12 protein-coding genes and 1 pseudogene are annotated in these 16,789 nt (G+C 60.0%); 7 read left to right on the forward strand and 6 right to left on the reverse strand.

Features of this window, described 5'->3' with window-relative positions:
* Positions 1-83: 83 nt before the first annotated feature.
* Both J2W40_RS05305 and J2W40_RS05310 read right to left on the reverse strand, forming a co-directional pair.
* The gene (locus tag J2W40_RS05305; protein ID WP_310222407.1) at positions 84-899 is read right to left on the reverse strand and encodes a transglutaminase-like domain-containing protein; all 816 of its coding nucleotides are present in this window, start codon (positions 897-899) and stop codon (positions 84-86) included.
* Between the two features lie 15 nt (positions 900-914).
* The gene (locus tag J2W40_RS05310; RefSeq protein ID WP_310222409.1) at positions 915-1,844 is read right to left on the reverse strand and encodes a transglutaminase family protein; all 930 of its coding nucleotides are present in this window, start codon (positions 1,842-1,844) and stop codon (positions 915-917) included.
* A gap of 14 nt (positions 1,845-1,858) precedes the next feature.
* Here J2W40_RS05310 and J2W40_RS05315 point away from each other — a divergent pair, with 14 nt between their 5' ends.
* From J2W40_RS05315 to J2W40_RS05330, 4 genes are all read left to right on the forward strand, one after another.
* Entirely contained in the window at positions 1,859-2,629 is a 771-nt protein-coding gene (locus J2W40_RS05315) for an N-formylglutamate amidohydrolase (RefSeq protein WP_310222412.1), read from the forward strand.
* 88 nt (positions 2,630-2,717) lie between these two features.
* The gene (locus J2W40_RS05320; RefSeq protein WP_310222414.1) at positions 2,718-3,530 is read left to right on the forward strand and encodes a DUF1206 domain-containing protein; all 813 of its coding nucleotides are present in this window, start codon (positions 2,718-2,720) and stop codon (positions 3,528-3,530) included.
* 117 nt (positions 3,531-3,647) lie between these two features.
* On the forward strand, positions 3,648-5,156 hold the full coding sequence (locus J2W40_RS05325) for an ATPase domain-containing protein (protein ID WP_310222416.1): 1,509 nt from the start codon (positions 3,648-3,650) through the stop codon (positions 5,154-5,156).
* On the forward strand, positions 5,153-6,841 hold the full coding sequence (locus J2W40_RS05330; protein ID WP_310222418.1) for a response regulator: 1,689 nt from the start codon (positions 5,153-5,155) through the stop codon (positions 6,839-6,841). The genes J2W40_RS05325 and J2W40_RS05330 overlap by 4 nt, the downstream gene beginning before the upstream one ends.
* Before the next feature lie 14 nt (positions 6,842-6,855).
* Here J2W40_RS05330 and J2W40_RS05335 read toward each other — a convergent pair whose 3' ends face one another.
* The 3 genes and pseudogenes from J2W40_RS05335 to J2W40_RS05340 form a co-directional block, all read right to left on the reverse strand.
* Positions 6,856-8,661, reverse strand: a complete 1,806-nt coding sequence (locus tag J2W40_RS05335; protein WP_409050342.1) for a response regulator — start codon at positions 8,659-8,661, stop codon at positions 6,856-6,858.
* Positions 8,662-8,796: 135 nt separating this feature from the next.
* A pseudogene (locus J2W40_RS20555) lies at positions 8,797-9,351 on the reverse strand (MHYT domain-containing protein); the annotation flags it as partial.
* Positions 9,352-9,414: 63 nt separating this feature from the next.
* Positions 9,415-10,527 carry an ROK family transcriptional regulator gene (locus tag J2W40_RS05340; RefSeq protein ID WP_310222422.1) on the reverse strand — a complete coding sequence of 371 codons (1,113 nt, stop codon included), beginning with the start codon at positions 10,525-10,527 and terminating at the stop codon, positions 9,415-9,417.
* A 135-nt stretch (positions 10,528-10,662) separates the two neighbouring features.
* Here J2W40_RS05340 and J2W40_RS05345 point away from each other — a divergent pair, with 135 nt between their 5' ends.
* The 3 genes from J2W40_RS05345 to J2W40_RS05355 are packed head-to-tail and all read left to right on the forward strand — an operon-like array spanning position 10,663 to position 15,348.
* The gene (locus J2W40_RS05345) at positions 10,663-13,164 is read left to right on the forward strand and encodes a TonB-dependent receptor (RefSeq protein WP_310222424.1); all 2,502 of its coding nucleotides are present in this window, start codon (positions 10,663-10,665) and stop codon (positions 13,162-13,164) included.
* A gap of 41 nt (positions 13,165-13,205) precedes the next feature.
* On the forward strand, positions 13,206-14,342 hold the full coding sequence (locus tag J2W40_RS05350) for a YdcF family protein (RefSeq protein WP_310222426.1): 1,137 nt from the start codon (positions 13,206-13,208) through the stop codon (positions 14,340-14,342).
* A 16-nt stretch (positions 14,343-14,358) separates the two neighbouring features.
* The gene (locus J2W40_RS05355) at positions 14,359-15,348 is read left to right on the forward strand and encodes a phospholipase C/P1 nuclease family protein (protein ID WP_310222428.1); all 990 of its coding nucleotides are present in this window, start codon (positions 14,359-14,361) and stop codon (positions 15,346-15,348) included.
* Here J2W40_RS05355 and J2W40_RS05360 read toward each other — a convergent pair.
* On the reverse strand, positions 15,317-16,768 hold the full coding sequence (locus J2W40_RS05360) for an MFS transporter (protein ID WP_310222430.1): 1,452 nt from the start codon (positions 16,766-16,768) through the stop codon (positions 15,317-15,319). The two genes, J2W40_RS05355 and J2W40_RS05360, sit on opposite strands and share 32 nt — an antisense overlap.
* Between the last annotated feature and the right edge of the window lie 21 nt (positions 16,769-16,789).

A 16,789-nucleotide genomic window follows, 5' to 3' on the forward strand; every position in this document is an offset into this window, starting at 1 on the left:
GGCGCGGCAAATGGCGGCTCGTCGTGCATTTTGCAAGATCGGTGCTTGGCCTTTCCTGACGAGAAACGGGGTGGCCTGGCCCCTTACTCTATCGATTGCACTTCATCGGTATGGACGTCGAACCGCACCAGATTGGCCGGGCCGAAAGCGGTGGTCAGGGCAACGTCGGTCGCATCGCGTCCGCGCGCCATGAGGATGCGGCCGATGCGGGGGCAATTGTGACGGGCATCATAGGTGTACCAGTTGCCGTCGATATAGACATCGAACCAAGCGCTGAAGTCCATCGGCGCATCGACCGGCGGGATGCCGATATCACCCAGATAGCCGGTGCAGTAGCGCGCAGGGATATTCATGCAGCGGCACAAGGTGACCGCGAGATGGGCAAAGTCGCGACATACGCCGCGCCGTTCCTGATAGCCGTTCCAGGCGGTCTTGTCCGACCGGGCATAATGATAGCCGAACTCGATATGGTTGTGGACGAAATCGACGATCGCATCGACCCGGTCGCGGGCCGAGGCATAATGGGCGAAATTGCCCCAGGCGACATCCATCAGCCGATCGGTTTCGCAATAGCGGCTGCCAAGCAGGAAGGGCATCACCGCGTCGGGCAGATCCTCGACAGGGATTTGCGGGCCATCGGGCGCGCGCGCATCGGGCTCGCCACTGTCTTCGATCACGAAATCGCAGGACAGGGTCACGCCGCCGGGCGGGATCGCGAAGCGGGTGGCGACATTGCGGAACCCGTCCTCGAACTGATAGAGCGGAATGTCGGGGCTGGCCATCAGCCGCTGAGGCGTGCGCAGATCCTGATGCCGCGAGGGATGCACGCTCAGCAGCGCGACCATGGCGGTCTTCGCATCGGTATTGAAGGCAATATCATATCCGCAGCGGATCAGCATGGACGGGTACTTTCCTTAAGCGCCGATATGTCGGCTGTTGATGGCACCATGGTTGGTTGAGGGAAACAGGCTGGGGTCTGCGCGCAGCACATCGACCGACACATCCATGTTCAGGAAGCTGCCGGGCGGGCCGAACCATGTGCCCGACAGGGGCAGCGCCTGATAGGGATCGCGCGCGACGGCGACGCGGATGAGGCCACGGTTGCCGATAATGCCGTTGGTGGGATCAAATTCGACCCAGCCTGAACCGGGCAGGAAGATCCGGACCCAGGCATGGGTGTTGCCGCCGCCCACCACATCTTCGGATCGGGAAGGATTATACACATAGCCAGAAACGAACCGCGCGGCGAAACCCAGCGCGCGCACCGCTTCGATCATCAAGACGGCAAAGTCGCGGCAGGTGCCCTGGCGCAGCTTGAGCGTTTCGATGGGGGACTGGGTGCCCTTTTCATGGCGCGGGACATAGGTGAACTCGCGCTGGATGCCCGTGGCGATCTCCGTCAGCAGCGCGATCGTGCTGGTATTGCCATGATTGCTGACGAAGCTGCGCGCCCAATTGTCGACGATGCGTTCGGGATCATGATATTCCCGTTCGATCGATCGGAGCAGGTCGGGCATGTCTTCCGACGAATAGGTGAAGGGAAAGAGGCGGGCATAGGGTTCGACGTCCACTTGCTTCTGCGCGAGCGGGGCGTGATCCAATGTGGCTTCGCTATTGATGACCAGTTGCGCGGCGCGCGCCTTGAACGTGGCGATGGCGACCGAATTCCCAAAGACATCATGCAGCCAGCGCAACTCGCTCGGCGTAGGATCGATGTCGAGGCGCGCCGACAGCAAGCGCTGGTCAAATGCCTCGCGAGGGCGCATCATGATGCGATGTTCACCCAGGGATACCGGCTGCTGATAGTGATACGTCGTACTGTGTCGGATGGTGAGCAACGGCATAGGGTCGTATCCTGATGGCCGGGCGCACGGCAGAAAATCTCTTGGGTCCGGGCGATCCGTTGCCGTTCGAGCTGTTCAACGCAGAAGGCGGCTCCCCGTTCCTGCTGATCGGCGATCATGCGGGGGCGGCGATTCCGGTGGCTATGGGCGATATGGGATTGAGCGCGGCCGATCGGGCGCGCCACATCGCGATCGATATCGGGGTTTACGGGCTGGGCCATGCGCTGGCGCGGCGGCTGGACGCGCCGTTCCTGCATCAGAGCTATTCGCGTCTGGTTATCGATTGCAATCGTGATCCGGCGCATGCCGAGGCGATACCCGCTTTATCCGATGGCACCGTGATTGGCGACAATGCCGACTTGGATATGGCGGAGAAGGCAGAGCGGGTGAGAGCGATCCACCGACCCTATCATCAGGCGATGGCGGACCTGATCGCGGCCCGGACGGCCGCAGGACGCGAGACGATCCTGTTGTCGTTGCACAGTTTTACCCCGGTGCTGAGCGGCGATGTTCGTCCCTGGGATATCGGCATATTGCATTGGCGGGGGCGGACGGATTTCGCGCTGTCGATACTCGATCAATTGCGGTCGATTGCGGGTGTCGTCGTCGGAGACAATGAACCTTATGCGATGGATGCCACCGACTATACGGTGCCATTGCACGCCTTTCCCAACGGGTTGCGTTATGCGGAAATCGAGGTGCGGCAAGACCTGATCGGGGATGACGGGGGACAGATGCTATGGGCCGAGCGCATTGCCAGCGCGGCACAAGGGTCCATCGCTTAGCGTTCCACGGGTCATGCCCGGTCATGGAAAAAGATTCCAAGGGAACGTCCGCACTTACCGCGCATTAGCCTCCCCGACAGGAGGCCTCATGACTTATAGTGACCGTATGACCCTATTCGCGCGCATTGGCTTTGCGGCGCGCGGGCTCGTCTATATCCTGATCGGCTGGTTCGCCCTGGATGTCGCGTCGACCGGCGGCGAGGTGAAGGATAATCAGGGTGCGCTAGGCAGCATGGTCGATGCGCCGCTGGGCCATGTGCTGCTGGCCATTTGCGCGCTGGGGTTTGCCGGTTACGCCATATGGCGACTGACCGAAGCGGCGATGGACCCGGAAAATTGCAGCCGGACGCTCAAGGGGAAATTCAAGCGGGTGGGCTATGCCATGAGCGGCATTTCCCATGTCATCCTGGCAGTCGCCGCAGCGCGCCTGGCCTTGCGCCAGACATCGGCGCAGCAAGGCAGTCCCGGCGACGCGAGCGCTGAAAGCTGGTCCGCCTGGGTCTTGTCACAGCCGGGCGGTGTGTTCCTTCTGGTCCTTGTAGGCCTCATTCTCTTTGCAGCTGCCGCGACGCAGGCGATCAAAGCCTATAAGGCGGAGTTCCACGAGCTGGATGGCGATACCCCCGCCCCCGATTATGTGCGCTGGATCGGAAGATGCGGTTATGCCGCGCGCGCATTGATATTCGCGCTCATCGGCTGGTTCATCATTTCGGCCGCGCTGAACCATGATCCCGATCAGGCGGGTGGTCTGGGCGAAGCGCTCAAACAGTTGCGGGCGCAGGAAGAAGGCACCATCATTTTGGGCGTCGTGGCCTTTGGCCTGGGGCTGTTCGGAGTCTTCAGCCTCATCGAAGCACGCTATCGCCGGATGCGCGTCGCCAAGCCGGATTCCCTGCGATGAAAAGCGCGATTTTTGGCCCACGCCCGGTCATGTGAACAGCCGTTCATGGACCAAAATCGCGATCAAATCGTTTCTGAAACAACCGGCTCCTAGTGAGCGCAAGCGTTTGAGGACGATATGACGGAACTGGCCACCGATGACCGCAAGGTGACGATTTCCACTGGCATTGCGGACCTGGACAATATTTTGGGCGGCGGCCTGACGGCCAATCGCGCCTATCTGCTGGAAGGAACGCCCGGCAGCGGCAAGACGACGATCGCCCTGCAATTCCTGCTGGAAGGCGCACGCCAGGGAGAGCGCGGCCTTTACATCACCCTGTCGGAAACGTCGGCGGAGTTGAAGGAAGTCGCGCGCAGCCATAATTGGGTGCTGGACGATATCGACCTGTTCGAACTGGTCAGCGGCGAAGGGCTGGACCCCGACGCGGAGCAATCCATTTTAGAGCCGTCCGAGGTGGAATTGGGCGAGACGATCCAGGGCGTGATGGAATGCGTCGATCGCATCCGGCCGGTCCGGGTGGTGTTCGATAGCCTGTCGGAAATGCGGTTGCTGGCACAGAATTCGCTGCGTTATCGCCGCCAGATCCTAGCGCTGAAGCAATATTTCTCGCAGCGCCATTGCACGGTGCTGATGCTCGATGATCGCAGTTCCGATCCCAACGACCTGCAATTGCACAGCATCGCCCATGGCGTCATCACGCTGGAACAGGCGGCGCAGGATTATGGCACCGAACGCCGCCGGCTGCGCGTCGTGAAAATGCGCGGCGTGAAATATCGCGGTGGCTATCATGACTTCGTGATCGAAACCGGCGGTGTGGCCGTCTTCCCTCGTCTGGTCGCGAATGAACATCATGGCGACTATGTCGCGCATCTTGTATCCACAGGGTTGGAGCGCATGGACCAGATGTTAGGCGGCGGCATTTCGGTCGGCACCAATTTGCTGTTCAACGGGCCTTCGGGCGTGGGCAAGACGACGACGGCGGTGCAGTTTGGCCTGAGCGCCATCGCGCGCGGTGAAAAGGCGGCCTATTTCCTGTTCGATGAAGGACGGCCGACAATGATCACCCGTGCCCGCGCGATGGGCATGGATTTGCAGCCACATCTCGACAGCGGCGCGCTGACCGTGACCCAGATAGACCCGGCTGAGATGTCGCCCGGCGAATTCGCAAGTTGGGTCCGGCGCGCCGTGGAGCAGGATGGTGTGCGGTTCGTCGTGATCGATAGCCTCAATGCCTTTTTGCAGGCCATGCCTGGCGAAAAATATCTGGTGCTGCAGATGCACGAGATGCTGAGCTATCTCAATCAGCAGGGGGTCATCACGGTACTGATCTTGGGACAGCATGGCATTATTGGCGACGTTCGCTCTGAAGTCGATTTGAGCTATTTGTCCGATACTATCATTCTCTTCCGATATTTCGAGGCGAAGGGCGAAATGCTCAAAGCTGTATCTGTCGTAAAGAGTCGGACGACGCCGCATGAAGCCACGATCAGGGAATATCGACTGGGCTCCAACAGCATTACAGTGGGCGAACCTTTAAAGGATTTCGAGGGTGTGCTGACCGGCGTACCAACCTATAGCGGGCAAACACCGCTTCTCGCAGCGGAGCCAGCGGTCAGCGAGACATGAAAATGGAAGACCGCATCCTTGTGCTTGCATTGCGGGGGCGAGATGCTGCTGTAATGGAAGTTCTGCTGGCCAAACAAAATTACGCCAGCGTAATTTGCGCAGACGCCTCTATGATGAGCCAAGAGCTTGAAAAAGGGGCGGCAACCGCGATCATTACGGAAGAGTCGCTTACTGGGGTGGATCGCACTGCCCTTGACATCTGGGTCGAGCAACAACCGCCTTGGTCCGATTTTCCGTTCATATTACTTGCCACGCGGCGCGCCGGCCATCGCCCTAGAGATGCAATGCGGGTGCTAGAGCGTCTCGGCAACGTCATCGTCTTAGAACGTCCGATCCATAGCGAAACGCTAGGTAGCGCTGTACGGTCGGCGATGCGGGTTCGACGACGACAATATGAAGCGCGTGAACGGCTGGCCGCTCTACAATTGGCTGAGGAACGGCTCACACATCTCAACGCCAATCTTGAAACCCGTATTGCCGAACGGACAAGCGAATTGTCTCGCGCCAACAATATGCTGATGGAGGAAGTAGCCGAACGCGAACGGGCCCAGACCGCGTTGGTCCAAGCGCAGAAAATGGAGGCGGTTGGCCAACTTACCGGAGGAATTGCGCATGATTTCAATAATCTGTTGACTGTCGTATCGGGTAATCTTGAAATGATCGAGCGACGGACGGATGATCAGAAAGTTTTGCGCCATACTCGTTTTGCCGCAGAAGCGACCGATCGCGCAGCGAAACTGACGCGGCAATTGCTTGCATTCTCAAGGACGCAGCAATTGGCCCTCGCGCCGCTCAGCCTCAATGCTCTGGTGGAGGGTATGGGCGATCTGCTCGCGAGAACCATAGGTCCACGTATCCGTCAAGAACGATCGCTCGCACCGAGCCAGCCCTGGGTGATGGCTGACGTTCATCAACTTGAATTAGCCGTGTTAAACCTAGCGATCAATGCGCGTGATGCTATGTCGGATGGCGGCATATTAACGATCGAGACGGACGCAGGGCTCCCAGCGCCGCAGGGCGTAAAACCAGGAAAATATGGCGTCGTGAGGGTACGGGACAATGGCATCGGCATTCCCCAACCGCTTCTCTCAAAAGTCTTTGATCCCTTTTATACAACCAAGCCGTTGGGAAAGGGCACTGGCCTTGGCTTGAGCCAGGTATTCGGTATCGCCAAGCAATCGGGCGGCGTCGCCCAAATAGAAAGCGTCGAGCATGAAGGAACATCGGTGAGCATTTGGTTGCCACTCGCCATGCGCCCCGTTGTTGATGCCGGACTGGCACCGCCGCTTTTCCACTCCGATCGGACCCGTCCGCCGCTCGACATTCTTGTGGTTGACGATGACGAAAGCGTGCGCCGCTTCGTCGCCGAAGGACTTGAAAGCTTTGGCTATCATATCAAGCAGGCGTCATCTGGAACGGATGCTGTCGCTCTGCTTGATATCGCCATTCCCGATATCATGATTGTGGACTTTGCGATGCCGGGCATGACCGGGATTGAACTGGCGGAACTTGTCCGAGGCCTGGTACCTGATCTGCCGATCATCATGGTGACAGGCTATGCCGAAGAAGGCGTTTCCGCCAACACCAGCCTCATTACGCATATTATACGCAAGCCCTTCAAGATCGATACCTTAGTCGATGCGGTGGAGATGGCGACTGGCAATATGGTGAAGCAGATCGATTGAAGAATGCGATATAGCTAAGCCACACTGTCCAAGGATCTGGACGTCAACAGTCGATCAATTGCCGCTAGCATTTCATCGATACGAAACGGCTTGCGCAACATCACGGCATTGCTCCCCATGACGCTATCGATGGCATCGGTATCGGCAAATCCGCTCGCGAACATGACAGGCACGCTCGGCCATTGCTTTGCGATCCGGTCGGCAAGTTCAGCGCCATTCATGCCGGGCATAGCAAAGTCGATTATCGCGATGTCGAAGGCTTGGTCAGCGAGTATGGCCAGAGCATTGGCCCCATCATTCGCCTCAACCACATGGTGGCCATGATTTTCCAACGCACCTGCGACGATTGTCCGGACGCTATCGTCGTCATCCACGAGCAATATTTTCAGCGCAGCAACATCTGCCACTAAGGAAGAGGCGGTAGCGGGCAAAGCGGCAAGCGGCTGCCGCGTCGTGCAGGGAAGCAGCACGCGGACCGTGGTGCCTTCGCCCAACATACTTTCGAGGCGAACCGTGCCCCCCGCCTGCCGTGCGCTACCATAAATTTGCGCCAGACCAAGGCCCGTGCCCTTGCCCACAGCCTTCGTCGTAAAAAACGGCTCCATGGCGCGGCGGCACGTAACCTCATCCATGCCCGTCCCGGAATCACGCACCATAATTTCCACATAATCACCATCGGCAATTTCTCTGTCGTCGGTGATCGTGCGGACTTGCGTCGAGATGACCAGCCTGCCGCCTTGCGGCATGGCATCCCGCGCGTTTATCGCCAGGTTCAGTACCATCATTTCCAACTGCGTGGCATCCGCTAGGACAGGCACGGGGTCCGGATTGAGCTGGAAGTCGAGCGCAATCATCGGCCCCAAGGTGCGCGAAAGCAGATTATGCAATGGCCGGATCACGTCACACACCAAAAGCGGCTGCAATTGGATACGCTGCGCGCGCGCGAAAGCCAGAAGTTGCGCGGTCAACTTGGCACCGCGCTCTGCCGCATCAAGGCCTCCCTGAGCATAGCGACGCACGCGCTCTAAATCGTCGGGACGCCGCAGTATCAAGTCATAGGCGCCCACAACCGCCGCAAGCACATTGTTGAAATCATGCGCCATGCCCGACACAAGCTGGCCTATAGCTTCGAGTTTCTGGCTATGCAGCAACGCTTCCTGCGCATCGCGCAACTCCTTCGTGCGCGCTTCAACTCGTCCTTCCAATGTTGCGTTGAGTTCGCGCAACTGCTCCTCCACAGCGGCGCGCTCGATCACCAGTCGGGTGCGTTCAGCGATTTCTTCCATGAAGGCCGTATCGTCGCTCTGCCAGGCACGCGGACGGCGATCATTGAGATAAACGATGGTTTGCAGGCGGCCGTCGCGGATGAAGGGCACAACGAGAATCGCTCGCGTATCGACCGATATGGCATCCGCGCGGAGCCTAATGTCATCACTCAAGTGTGAAAGATGCAGGTCGTCAATGACAATGGTCAGCCCGTTTTTCAGCGCTGCAACGATCTTGGAGCCGAAGGCCTTGGCCGGATATCGGCCGAGCAAGGGCGGTGCCGTTCCGTCAGTCCAGCAAATATCATAATGAAAGATATCCTCAACGGGATCGAGTTGCCCATAGCCAGTACGGGCCACTCCGAAATGTGCGCCCATGAGCGCGCCGACTTCCTGCAAGGCTTCCTCGGTATTGCGGCCGCGCAACACGTCGGCGATCTTGAGGCGCAGGGCGATACGCGCCTCCCGTCGGGTGATCTTGCGAAATAATCTTTCCAGTCCGGCCGCGCCGAGTGCCAACAGCAAAATGAGAACGGTCACGGCGCTGATCAACATGGCGAGATAGGTTTGGCCCAGATGGCCACCAACGCCGGTCATTGTCATGTCCGTCCTGGCGGTAAAAATCGCCGCACGCATGCCCGCATAATGCATGCCGGCGATCGCCACCCCCATGATGGCAGCGCCGAACAGCCGATGCGCAAGCGTATGATCGCGGGCGGCGAGCCACATTGCGGCGGTCGCCGCTCCAGTTGCGATCGCCACCGACAGCCATAGCCAGAATTGGTCATAGCTGAGCGTCGCGCCCATGTGCATCGCTGTCATGCCCAGATAATGCATGCCAAGCACGCCCGCACTAATCAACAGTCCGGCAATCCCTAAGCGCAAGGCGGACATAGCCGACCTGCTCATCACCCAGAAGCCGGCCCCAGTGAAAATCAACGCAAGCGCGAGCGACAATAACGTCAGCGGCAGATCATAGCGCATCGTCACGCCCGGTATCGTAAAAGCGAGCATCGCGACGAAATGCATAGACCAGATACCGCCGCCCAATGCGATAGCTGCGGCAGCTAGCCACATATTACGCATCCACCCGCTGGACGCCCGCATGCGCGTCGCCAGGCTGAGCGCTGTAAATGACGCAAACATAGCGATCAAAATCGACAGGATAACCAGAAGCGGGTCATGGGTGCCGTGCATCATCATGGGCGGTCTAGTCTCACAGCCCGTCAAGCAGCGCAATAACATGGATTTTTAGTCTGAACCAAAGCACATGCCTATATAAACAGTCAAAATCGCCGCAGTGAGCCATCATATCTCGGCAGATAGCGCATGAATGGGCAGCAGGGACGCGCCCAATGTGATCGGCGAACTGCCAAGGCTGGATACCTGCACGGGGGGGCGGCGATGGCCGAACATGGTGACCAGATCGGCGCGATGGAGGCGGTTGGCGAGGCCTTCCAAAATGGGTCGGGGCAAAGTACCCGCAAGCATGATTGCGCCCGGATCAAACCAGGCGAAGGCGGAATTGCATACGATTTCAAGCTGGCGCGCGGCGCGGTCCAACCAGATTTCGATGATTGGTGCCTGATCGACGGCAGCAAAATCAATCTCCGTGACCGACGAGATATCACAACCACCCGCGCGCAGCATGGCCAGCAGGTCAAGCGGACTGGGGCGTGGTCGATCGCCGGGAAATAGGGCACCAATCTCACCTGCGGCCCCAAATTGTCCCCGCACAAGACGCCCATCCACGATCACGCCAGCGCCAATACCGAACCCAAGCAGCAATATGACCATGGACGAAAAATCCCGGATCAGGCCTCCCAGATAATATTCAGCAATCGCCGCAGCATTCGCGTCATTCTCTATCCACAACGGCCAAGCCAGTTCGGCCGCGAATATGTCATGTAACGACACGTCCCGCCAGTCGGGCAGCACATCAACCACCGCCCACCGATCGCCCCCAAGCGACAGAGCCGGGCCAGGGACGGCAATGCCGATACCCAGCATTCTTTGTCCTAGCAGCCCATGATGATCGACCAGCATGTGAGTGATGCGGCGGACCTTTTTCGCGAACGCCTTGGGATTGACGGGTTCGGTCACCTCGTGATGCGTGGCAATCGTCGTGCCGGTAAAGTCCACCAGCGCGATCTCGATCAGGCCCTTATGCGCGGTCGCGCCAACGGCATATCCCCCTCGCGCGGCGAGACGGAGCGGAATGGCGGGTCTGCCCCGGCGCTGGATGCCGATGTCGGGCATTTCTTCAATCAAGCCCAGCGCTAGCAAATCGCGGGACAGCCGGGTCAGCGCCGTACCACTGATTTCGAGTGCCGCCGATAATAGCGACCGCGATAGCGGCCCCGACTTACGTAGCCGGTGAAGGATTCGGCGCTGATCCTTATCGACAGCGGGAAATTGCATTGCCTCCGCCTCCTCCCATCGGTCCTGACATAACGTCTGCACGCCGCTAGAGAGATTTATTTATTTTCACAACAATAATTAAAAATGTCACGTTCGTCGATCACGGGCCGCTCGACCACCACAGAGGGGCTTTCCATGATCAAGACCGTTTTGGCCACCGGCACCGCGCTTGTAGCGCTTTGCTCCACCTTCCTTACACCAGCCTTCGCGCAGGATACCGCTCCCGTCGAGCAGGCTGCCGAGATGGGCAGCGAACCAGGCGACATCGTCATCACAGGCTCAACCCGCGCCCAACGTCGCTTCGAAGTATCCTATGCGATCAACACGATTTCGGCCGAGGATGTCGAGAAGATCGCACCTGTCAATTTCGCCGATCTGATCGGGCAATTGCCCGGTTTCCAAACCGAAATCACCGGCGGCGAAGTGCAGAATATCTATCGCATCCGCGGCCTGCCCAATGATGGCGGTTTTGTGAGCTTTCAGCAGGACGGCCTGCCGCTCTTCCACGAGAACGACGGCGTCTTCTTCCGGGGCGACGCGATCTTGAAGCAAGACTTGATGACCGACCATGTCGAGGTCGTGCGCGGCGGCCCTGCGCCGGTCTATGCCAGCTATTCGGGCGCGATCATCAACGCGATCACCGTGACGGGCAGCGATACGCCGCGCGGCAAGGCGCAGGTGACGCTAGGCGACACCGGCCTTTATCGGCTGGATGCCTATCAGGCCGGACCGCTTGGCAAGAATACCTATTATGCGATCGGCGGCTTCCTGCGTCAGCATGACGGTTATCGCGACAATGGCTTCCCCAACGACAAGGGCGGCCAGATTCGTGCGAATATCAAGCATGATCTGGAGAATGGATCGATCAAGCTGAGCCTGAACTATGTTAACGACCATAACGTCTTCTACCTGCCGATCCCGATTGCAGACCCGCGCGATCCCAGTGTTTCCCTCAACCAATATATTGATTTTTTCACAGGGACGATGAACTCGCCCGCGCTGCGGAACGTCAATTTGAAATATCGTGATGGTGCAGGCGTGATCCAGAGCCGCACCAGCGACCTGGCTGACGGCCGCCACATGCAGATGATCAATATCGGCGCGCAATATGAAGCCGATTTCGACGGCTGGCTGGTGTCGGCCAAGGCTGGTTATACCCAGGGACAGCTTGATTTCACCGCTTTCTATTCGACCACAAACCCCACGACCCTGACCGCCTTCCTGGATGCCGGTGGAGCCACCAGCATCCGCAACAGGGCGAACAGCGCGTTCGGCACGGCTAGCCGCTTCGGCCTGACGCTGGCAGGAACCAACACCGTCTATGACCCCAACACTGCTTCTGGCCTCATCATGCAGGGTCAGTATCGCGACATTCATTCCAAATATTATTCGGCACAGGGCAATTTCTCGGTCGCCAAGAAGTTCGAGACCGGCATCGGCAGCCACGATATCAAGCTGGGCCTCTACACCAGCGCTTATGGCGAAAGCAGCCGTACCATCTTTCAGAATTATCTGATCGAAGTGGCGGGTCAGCCACGCACGCTCGACCTGGTTGCCTATAATGCAGCAGGGGCGGAGATCGGCCGCGTCACCGACAATGGCGTGCTGAACTATGCCGCAACGCTCAGCCAGGGCGATGCGGACGCGACGATGTTCGCGCTCTATGCCAACGACACCTGGGAGATCATTCCTGGCCTGCGCATCGACGCGGGCGTCCGTCACGAACGCTACAGCTATAAGGGCTGGGCGGCGCTGACCGAGCAGGTCAATCTGGGCGATGCCACGACATTGGCCGACGACGCCACGCGCGGTTTCACCGGCGTCATCGTCAATTCCAAGCGGAAGCCGAATGTCACCAACTGGACAGTCGGCGCCAATTACGACTTCAACCAGAATGTCGGTGTTTATGGCCGCGCGTCGCATCTTGAAACGCCGCCCAATGTGCAGACGGTGATGAGCATCAATCCCACGATCATTACGACGATTGCCGACCAATTCGAGGTCGGGCTGAAGCTCGCTTCGGGCCGTTCCTACCTCTATGTCACGGGCTTCTACACCAATTTCGATCCGCTGAACGCCTCGTTCCTCGCCTTTGACCCGACGACGGGCCGCAACGATGTGAACATTCCCTTCATCGGCGAAGCGCAGGTGAAGGGCGTGGAGTTCGACGCCTCGGTCGCGGTCACGCCCTGGTTCTCGCTCAACGGCGCGCTGACGATCAGCGATCCCAAATATAAGAATTTCCAGAGCGCGACCGGGGCCGACCCGGAACAGGCCGAGGGCAACCAGATTGTCCGCCAGCCCAAAATCTATGGCAATATCCGTCCGAGCTTCGACTTTCAGACGGGTGAGACGGACATCTCGGTCTATGGTCGCTACACCTATATGGGCAAACGCTTCGTCGATCTGTACAACAATACCGCCCTGCCCGCTTATGGCACAGTCGGCGCGGGCGTGACGGCGCGCCACGGCAGTTGGCAGATGCAGATTGTAGGCGACAATCTGTTCAATGCCCATGGCCTGACCGAAGGCAATACCCGCACTGACTCGCTGAGCGGCCAAGGCAGCGCGGAAGCCATTTACGGTCGGCCGATCTTTGGCCGTAACTTCCGCTTCGTCATCAGCAAGTCCTGGTAATGATGCGCACCGTGGCACGAATGGCGACCTTGGTCGCCACTATGGCTGCGGTTGCGATCGCGACGGTCCCGGCACAAGCCGGGGCCGTTCGCGACGTCGTGACCGAACGGCTTTCGCAGCGGCTCTTTCCGCTTTTCGACGGGATGGCGCGCGACCCGGCCGCCGTTCGGGCACTTGTTTCCAAGGCGGCCATCGCCACCCTGCTGGACAGTCGGCAGCGGCGCGTCGCTGGCTGCGCGCAGGATATGTTCTGCGTCGCCCAGGCGCTGATCTGGACGGAAACGGACATCGACGCCGTGTCCAAGTCGGTGGCCGCGCCTGCTGGCCTGACCGCCCCCGATGATGGGGTGGCAGCGCAGGCCCGGCGCGAGATGGAAGGCATCAACATCATCGTGCGCACCTATGGCCTGGGCGCGCCAGCCGCCTATGCGCAGATCGATGGGGCCGGAATGATCGACCCGCAAGAACGCCAGGCCCGGCTTCAGGCCGCCTATTGGCTGTCACGCACCCCACGCGACACCTCGGCGCAGGCGTTGGACCCCAGCATCGACTATGCACTGACCTTACTGGACGGCAGCGACCGGACCGATGCGATCGGCTTCGAACCGCTGACAGGGGGCGTGAATGCAGCCGCCATGGCGCGCGCGCGAACGCTCGACTGGCGTCGCTATCGCTATTCAGCGTTGATCGTTACGGGCGTCGGGCCAGAAGTGCCTGACATGGCGATCAGCCCCTTTGGCAAATATCATCTTCGGCTGGCCGCCAGCCGCTTTGCGCAAGGGGACGCGCCCTTCATCATCGTGACCGGGGGCAAGGCGCATCCCCGCGCGACCCGCTTTGCCGAGGCGGAGCAGATGCGCAACGCGCTGATCGACCGTTATGGCATACCGGCCGACGCGATCCTGATCGAACCCTATGCCCGGCACACGACCACCAATTTGCGCAATGCAACGCGCCTGTTGATGGCGATGGATGCGCCGATGGATCGCGATGCCGTGATCGTCTGCAACCCCGGCCAGAGCGCTTCGATCGAAAGTCCACAGTTGGTTACGCGCAACCAGCGGGAGCTTGGCTATCAGCCGGGGCAAGTCGGCCGCCGCCTGTCGCCCACCGAGTTGCTGTTCCGCCCTTCCCGCGCATCGGCGCGGATCGATCCGCGCGATCCCCTCGACCCCTGATTTCGGAGTTCAGACGATGCGAACCCTTTTCCTCGCCCTCACCACGATCAGCGCCTTGGCGCTGCATCCCACCGCCGCCCATGCCTGGGGCCAGACCGCCCATGCCGTGATCGACCGTGCGGCGATAGAGGCTATCCCGGAGGACGGGCCGATCTTCCTGCGCAAGCATGTCGACTATATTGCAGCCTCCGCCTCGCTGCCCGACAGTTGGCGGGGGGATGCGGAGAATTTCTCCAAGATGGAGGAAGACCCCAATCATGGCTGGTTTCGGGAACAGTTCACTTTCGTAAAGCCGATTCCGCGGTCACGCTATGAGTTTATCCTGGCGCTCTATAAACATTATGAGACGATAAAGGACAGCGACCCGTACACTGCACAGCGAACTAACGTGCGCTGGACCGGCACCCTGCCCTATGCGGCGATGGAAGCCTATGAACGGTTGATCACCTGCATGCGCTATGTCCGAAAGGCCCAGGCCGAAGGCGGCGATGCGTCGATCCCCGAACAGCATTGCGCCTTTCAGGTCATACGTTTGGGCCATTATATCGGTGATGGGGCGCAACCGCATCACGACTCTGTCCATTCCGATGGATGGCGCGGCGACAACCCCAAAGGCTACACCACCGATCGGTCTGTTCATGGCCGGTTCGAAAGCCAATTCGTCGACGGTATGGGCCTGACAGTAGCGGATATCGCGCCGCGCATCGGGGTGCCGCGCCGCCAAAGTGGCGACATGTTCGACGCGGTGCTGGGCTTTCTGAACGAAGCGGGCGACATGGTGGAGGATCTGTATAAGCTGGAAAAACGCAACGGCTTTGCCGATTTCGCCGACAACGACGTGCGCGCGTTCGTCTATGACCGGACAACGGCAGGTGCCGCGATGCTGCGCGATATGCTGTGCCGTGCCTGGGCCGAAAGCGCCACACCGCCCGCGAAAATCACGCCGTCGCCGCTCGACGCCAACAATCCCCGCTTCAACCCGGAAACCGGATCGGCACCGAGTTGAGCCGACGCTGTTGCCGTAAGGCGCGCTTGCTTCGGTAGACCAGGGCCGTGAGCAGGCGCGCATGGCGGGTATGGCTGATGTCGTTGGCGCGCATCAGTCCTATCGCGCAAAGGCTGCCGATGATCGGTACGCCCAATCCCATGACCAGCATCCCCGCCTGGACCGACGCAGGTTGGATGGTATCAGGCGCATAGCCGAGCCAGCCCAGCGCCCAGCCGATCAGTGCGGTGGAGGCTGCGCCGCTCGCCTTCACCACCACCAGATAGAAGGCGAAAAGTCCGGTTTCGAACCGGCGATGGTAACGCCAGGCGACGACGTCCACGGCATCGGCCAGCAAGCCCCAGGGCAGCATGAAGATGCTGGCGAACCCGAAGCCGATCAGCAGTGTGCAAGCGATCAGGGCATTGGGCCATGCCAGGCATAGGGCGAACAGCATTATGCTAATGATGCAGACGGCGTGACCCGCGGCCAACAGGGTCGCCTTGCTGAAACGGCCGGTGATCGACGTCCAGGCCAGAACGCCCAGAAATTGGCCGATGGTGAGGCCTAGCAGCAGCATCTTCACCAGATCGGGGCGCTCGATTACATAAGTGCCGATGTAGAGCAGCATCCGGCTGAACATCGGGATGGCAAAGCCGGTGATGAAGGCGAGCAGGGCTAGTGCCAGAATCAGGGGATCGCGCAATGGTATCGCGATGCCATCGTCCCCGCCCGTCACGTCGGCTGGGCCAGTCGTCCCGCTGTCAGATGCCAGCGCGCTCAGCACCATGGTCCCGGTAAACAGGATACACGCGATGCCGCCAGCCATGGCAAGTCGGCCGAAGTCCCCGGTCCGCCCGGCTGTCTGAACCATGGGCGTGAGGATGATAGCGATTGCCAGCGAACTTATCGTGCTGAAGAACAGGCGATAGCCCGATACGCGGCCGCGCGATCGGCTGTCCGAGGTGACACGTGCCATCAGCGCGTTGTGCGGCACGTCAACCACCGCATAGGCACCGCGAAACAGGAGCAGCCCTGTGGCCACAATCCACAGATCGCGTACGCCGAGCGCTGGCAGGGCATAAAGCAGCGCGAAAGCAGCGCCGCAGGGCATGGCGGCCGCTGCGACCATCCAGCGATAGCCCCGCCCGGTGCGACGCAGGCGGATGACCAGCTTTGCCGCCAACAGGTCGAAGACGAGGTCGCCCAGCACCGCGACCAGCATCAAGGAACCCGCGCTGGTCGGCGACTGGCCCAACAGGTCGGTCAGGAGAAACAGGATGGTGAGGTCAGCCCCGGAAAAGAGCAGCGCCTTGCCCATATTGCCCGAGGAATAAGCGAGCAGGCGACTTTCGCGCCCCGCCCGCTCGCGCAGCGGTGTTCGCCGGTGCAGGCTCTGCTTTGACGCTCGCGACGATGTCAGCACATGATGTCCGCTCAACCCATGCCTGCGATCCAGCGC

The sequence above is a fragment of the Sphingobium xenophagum genome, from assembly GCF_031457465.1.
In the GTDB taxonomy this organism is placed as follows: Bacteria; Pseudomonadota; Alphaproteobacteria; order Sphingomonadales; family Sphingomonadaceae; genus Sphingobium; species Sphingobium xenophagum_A.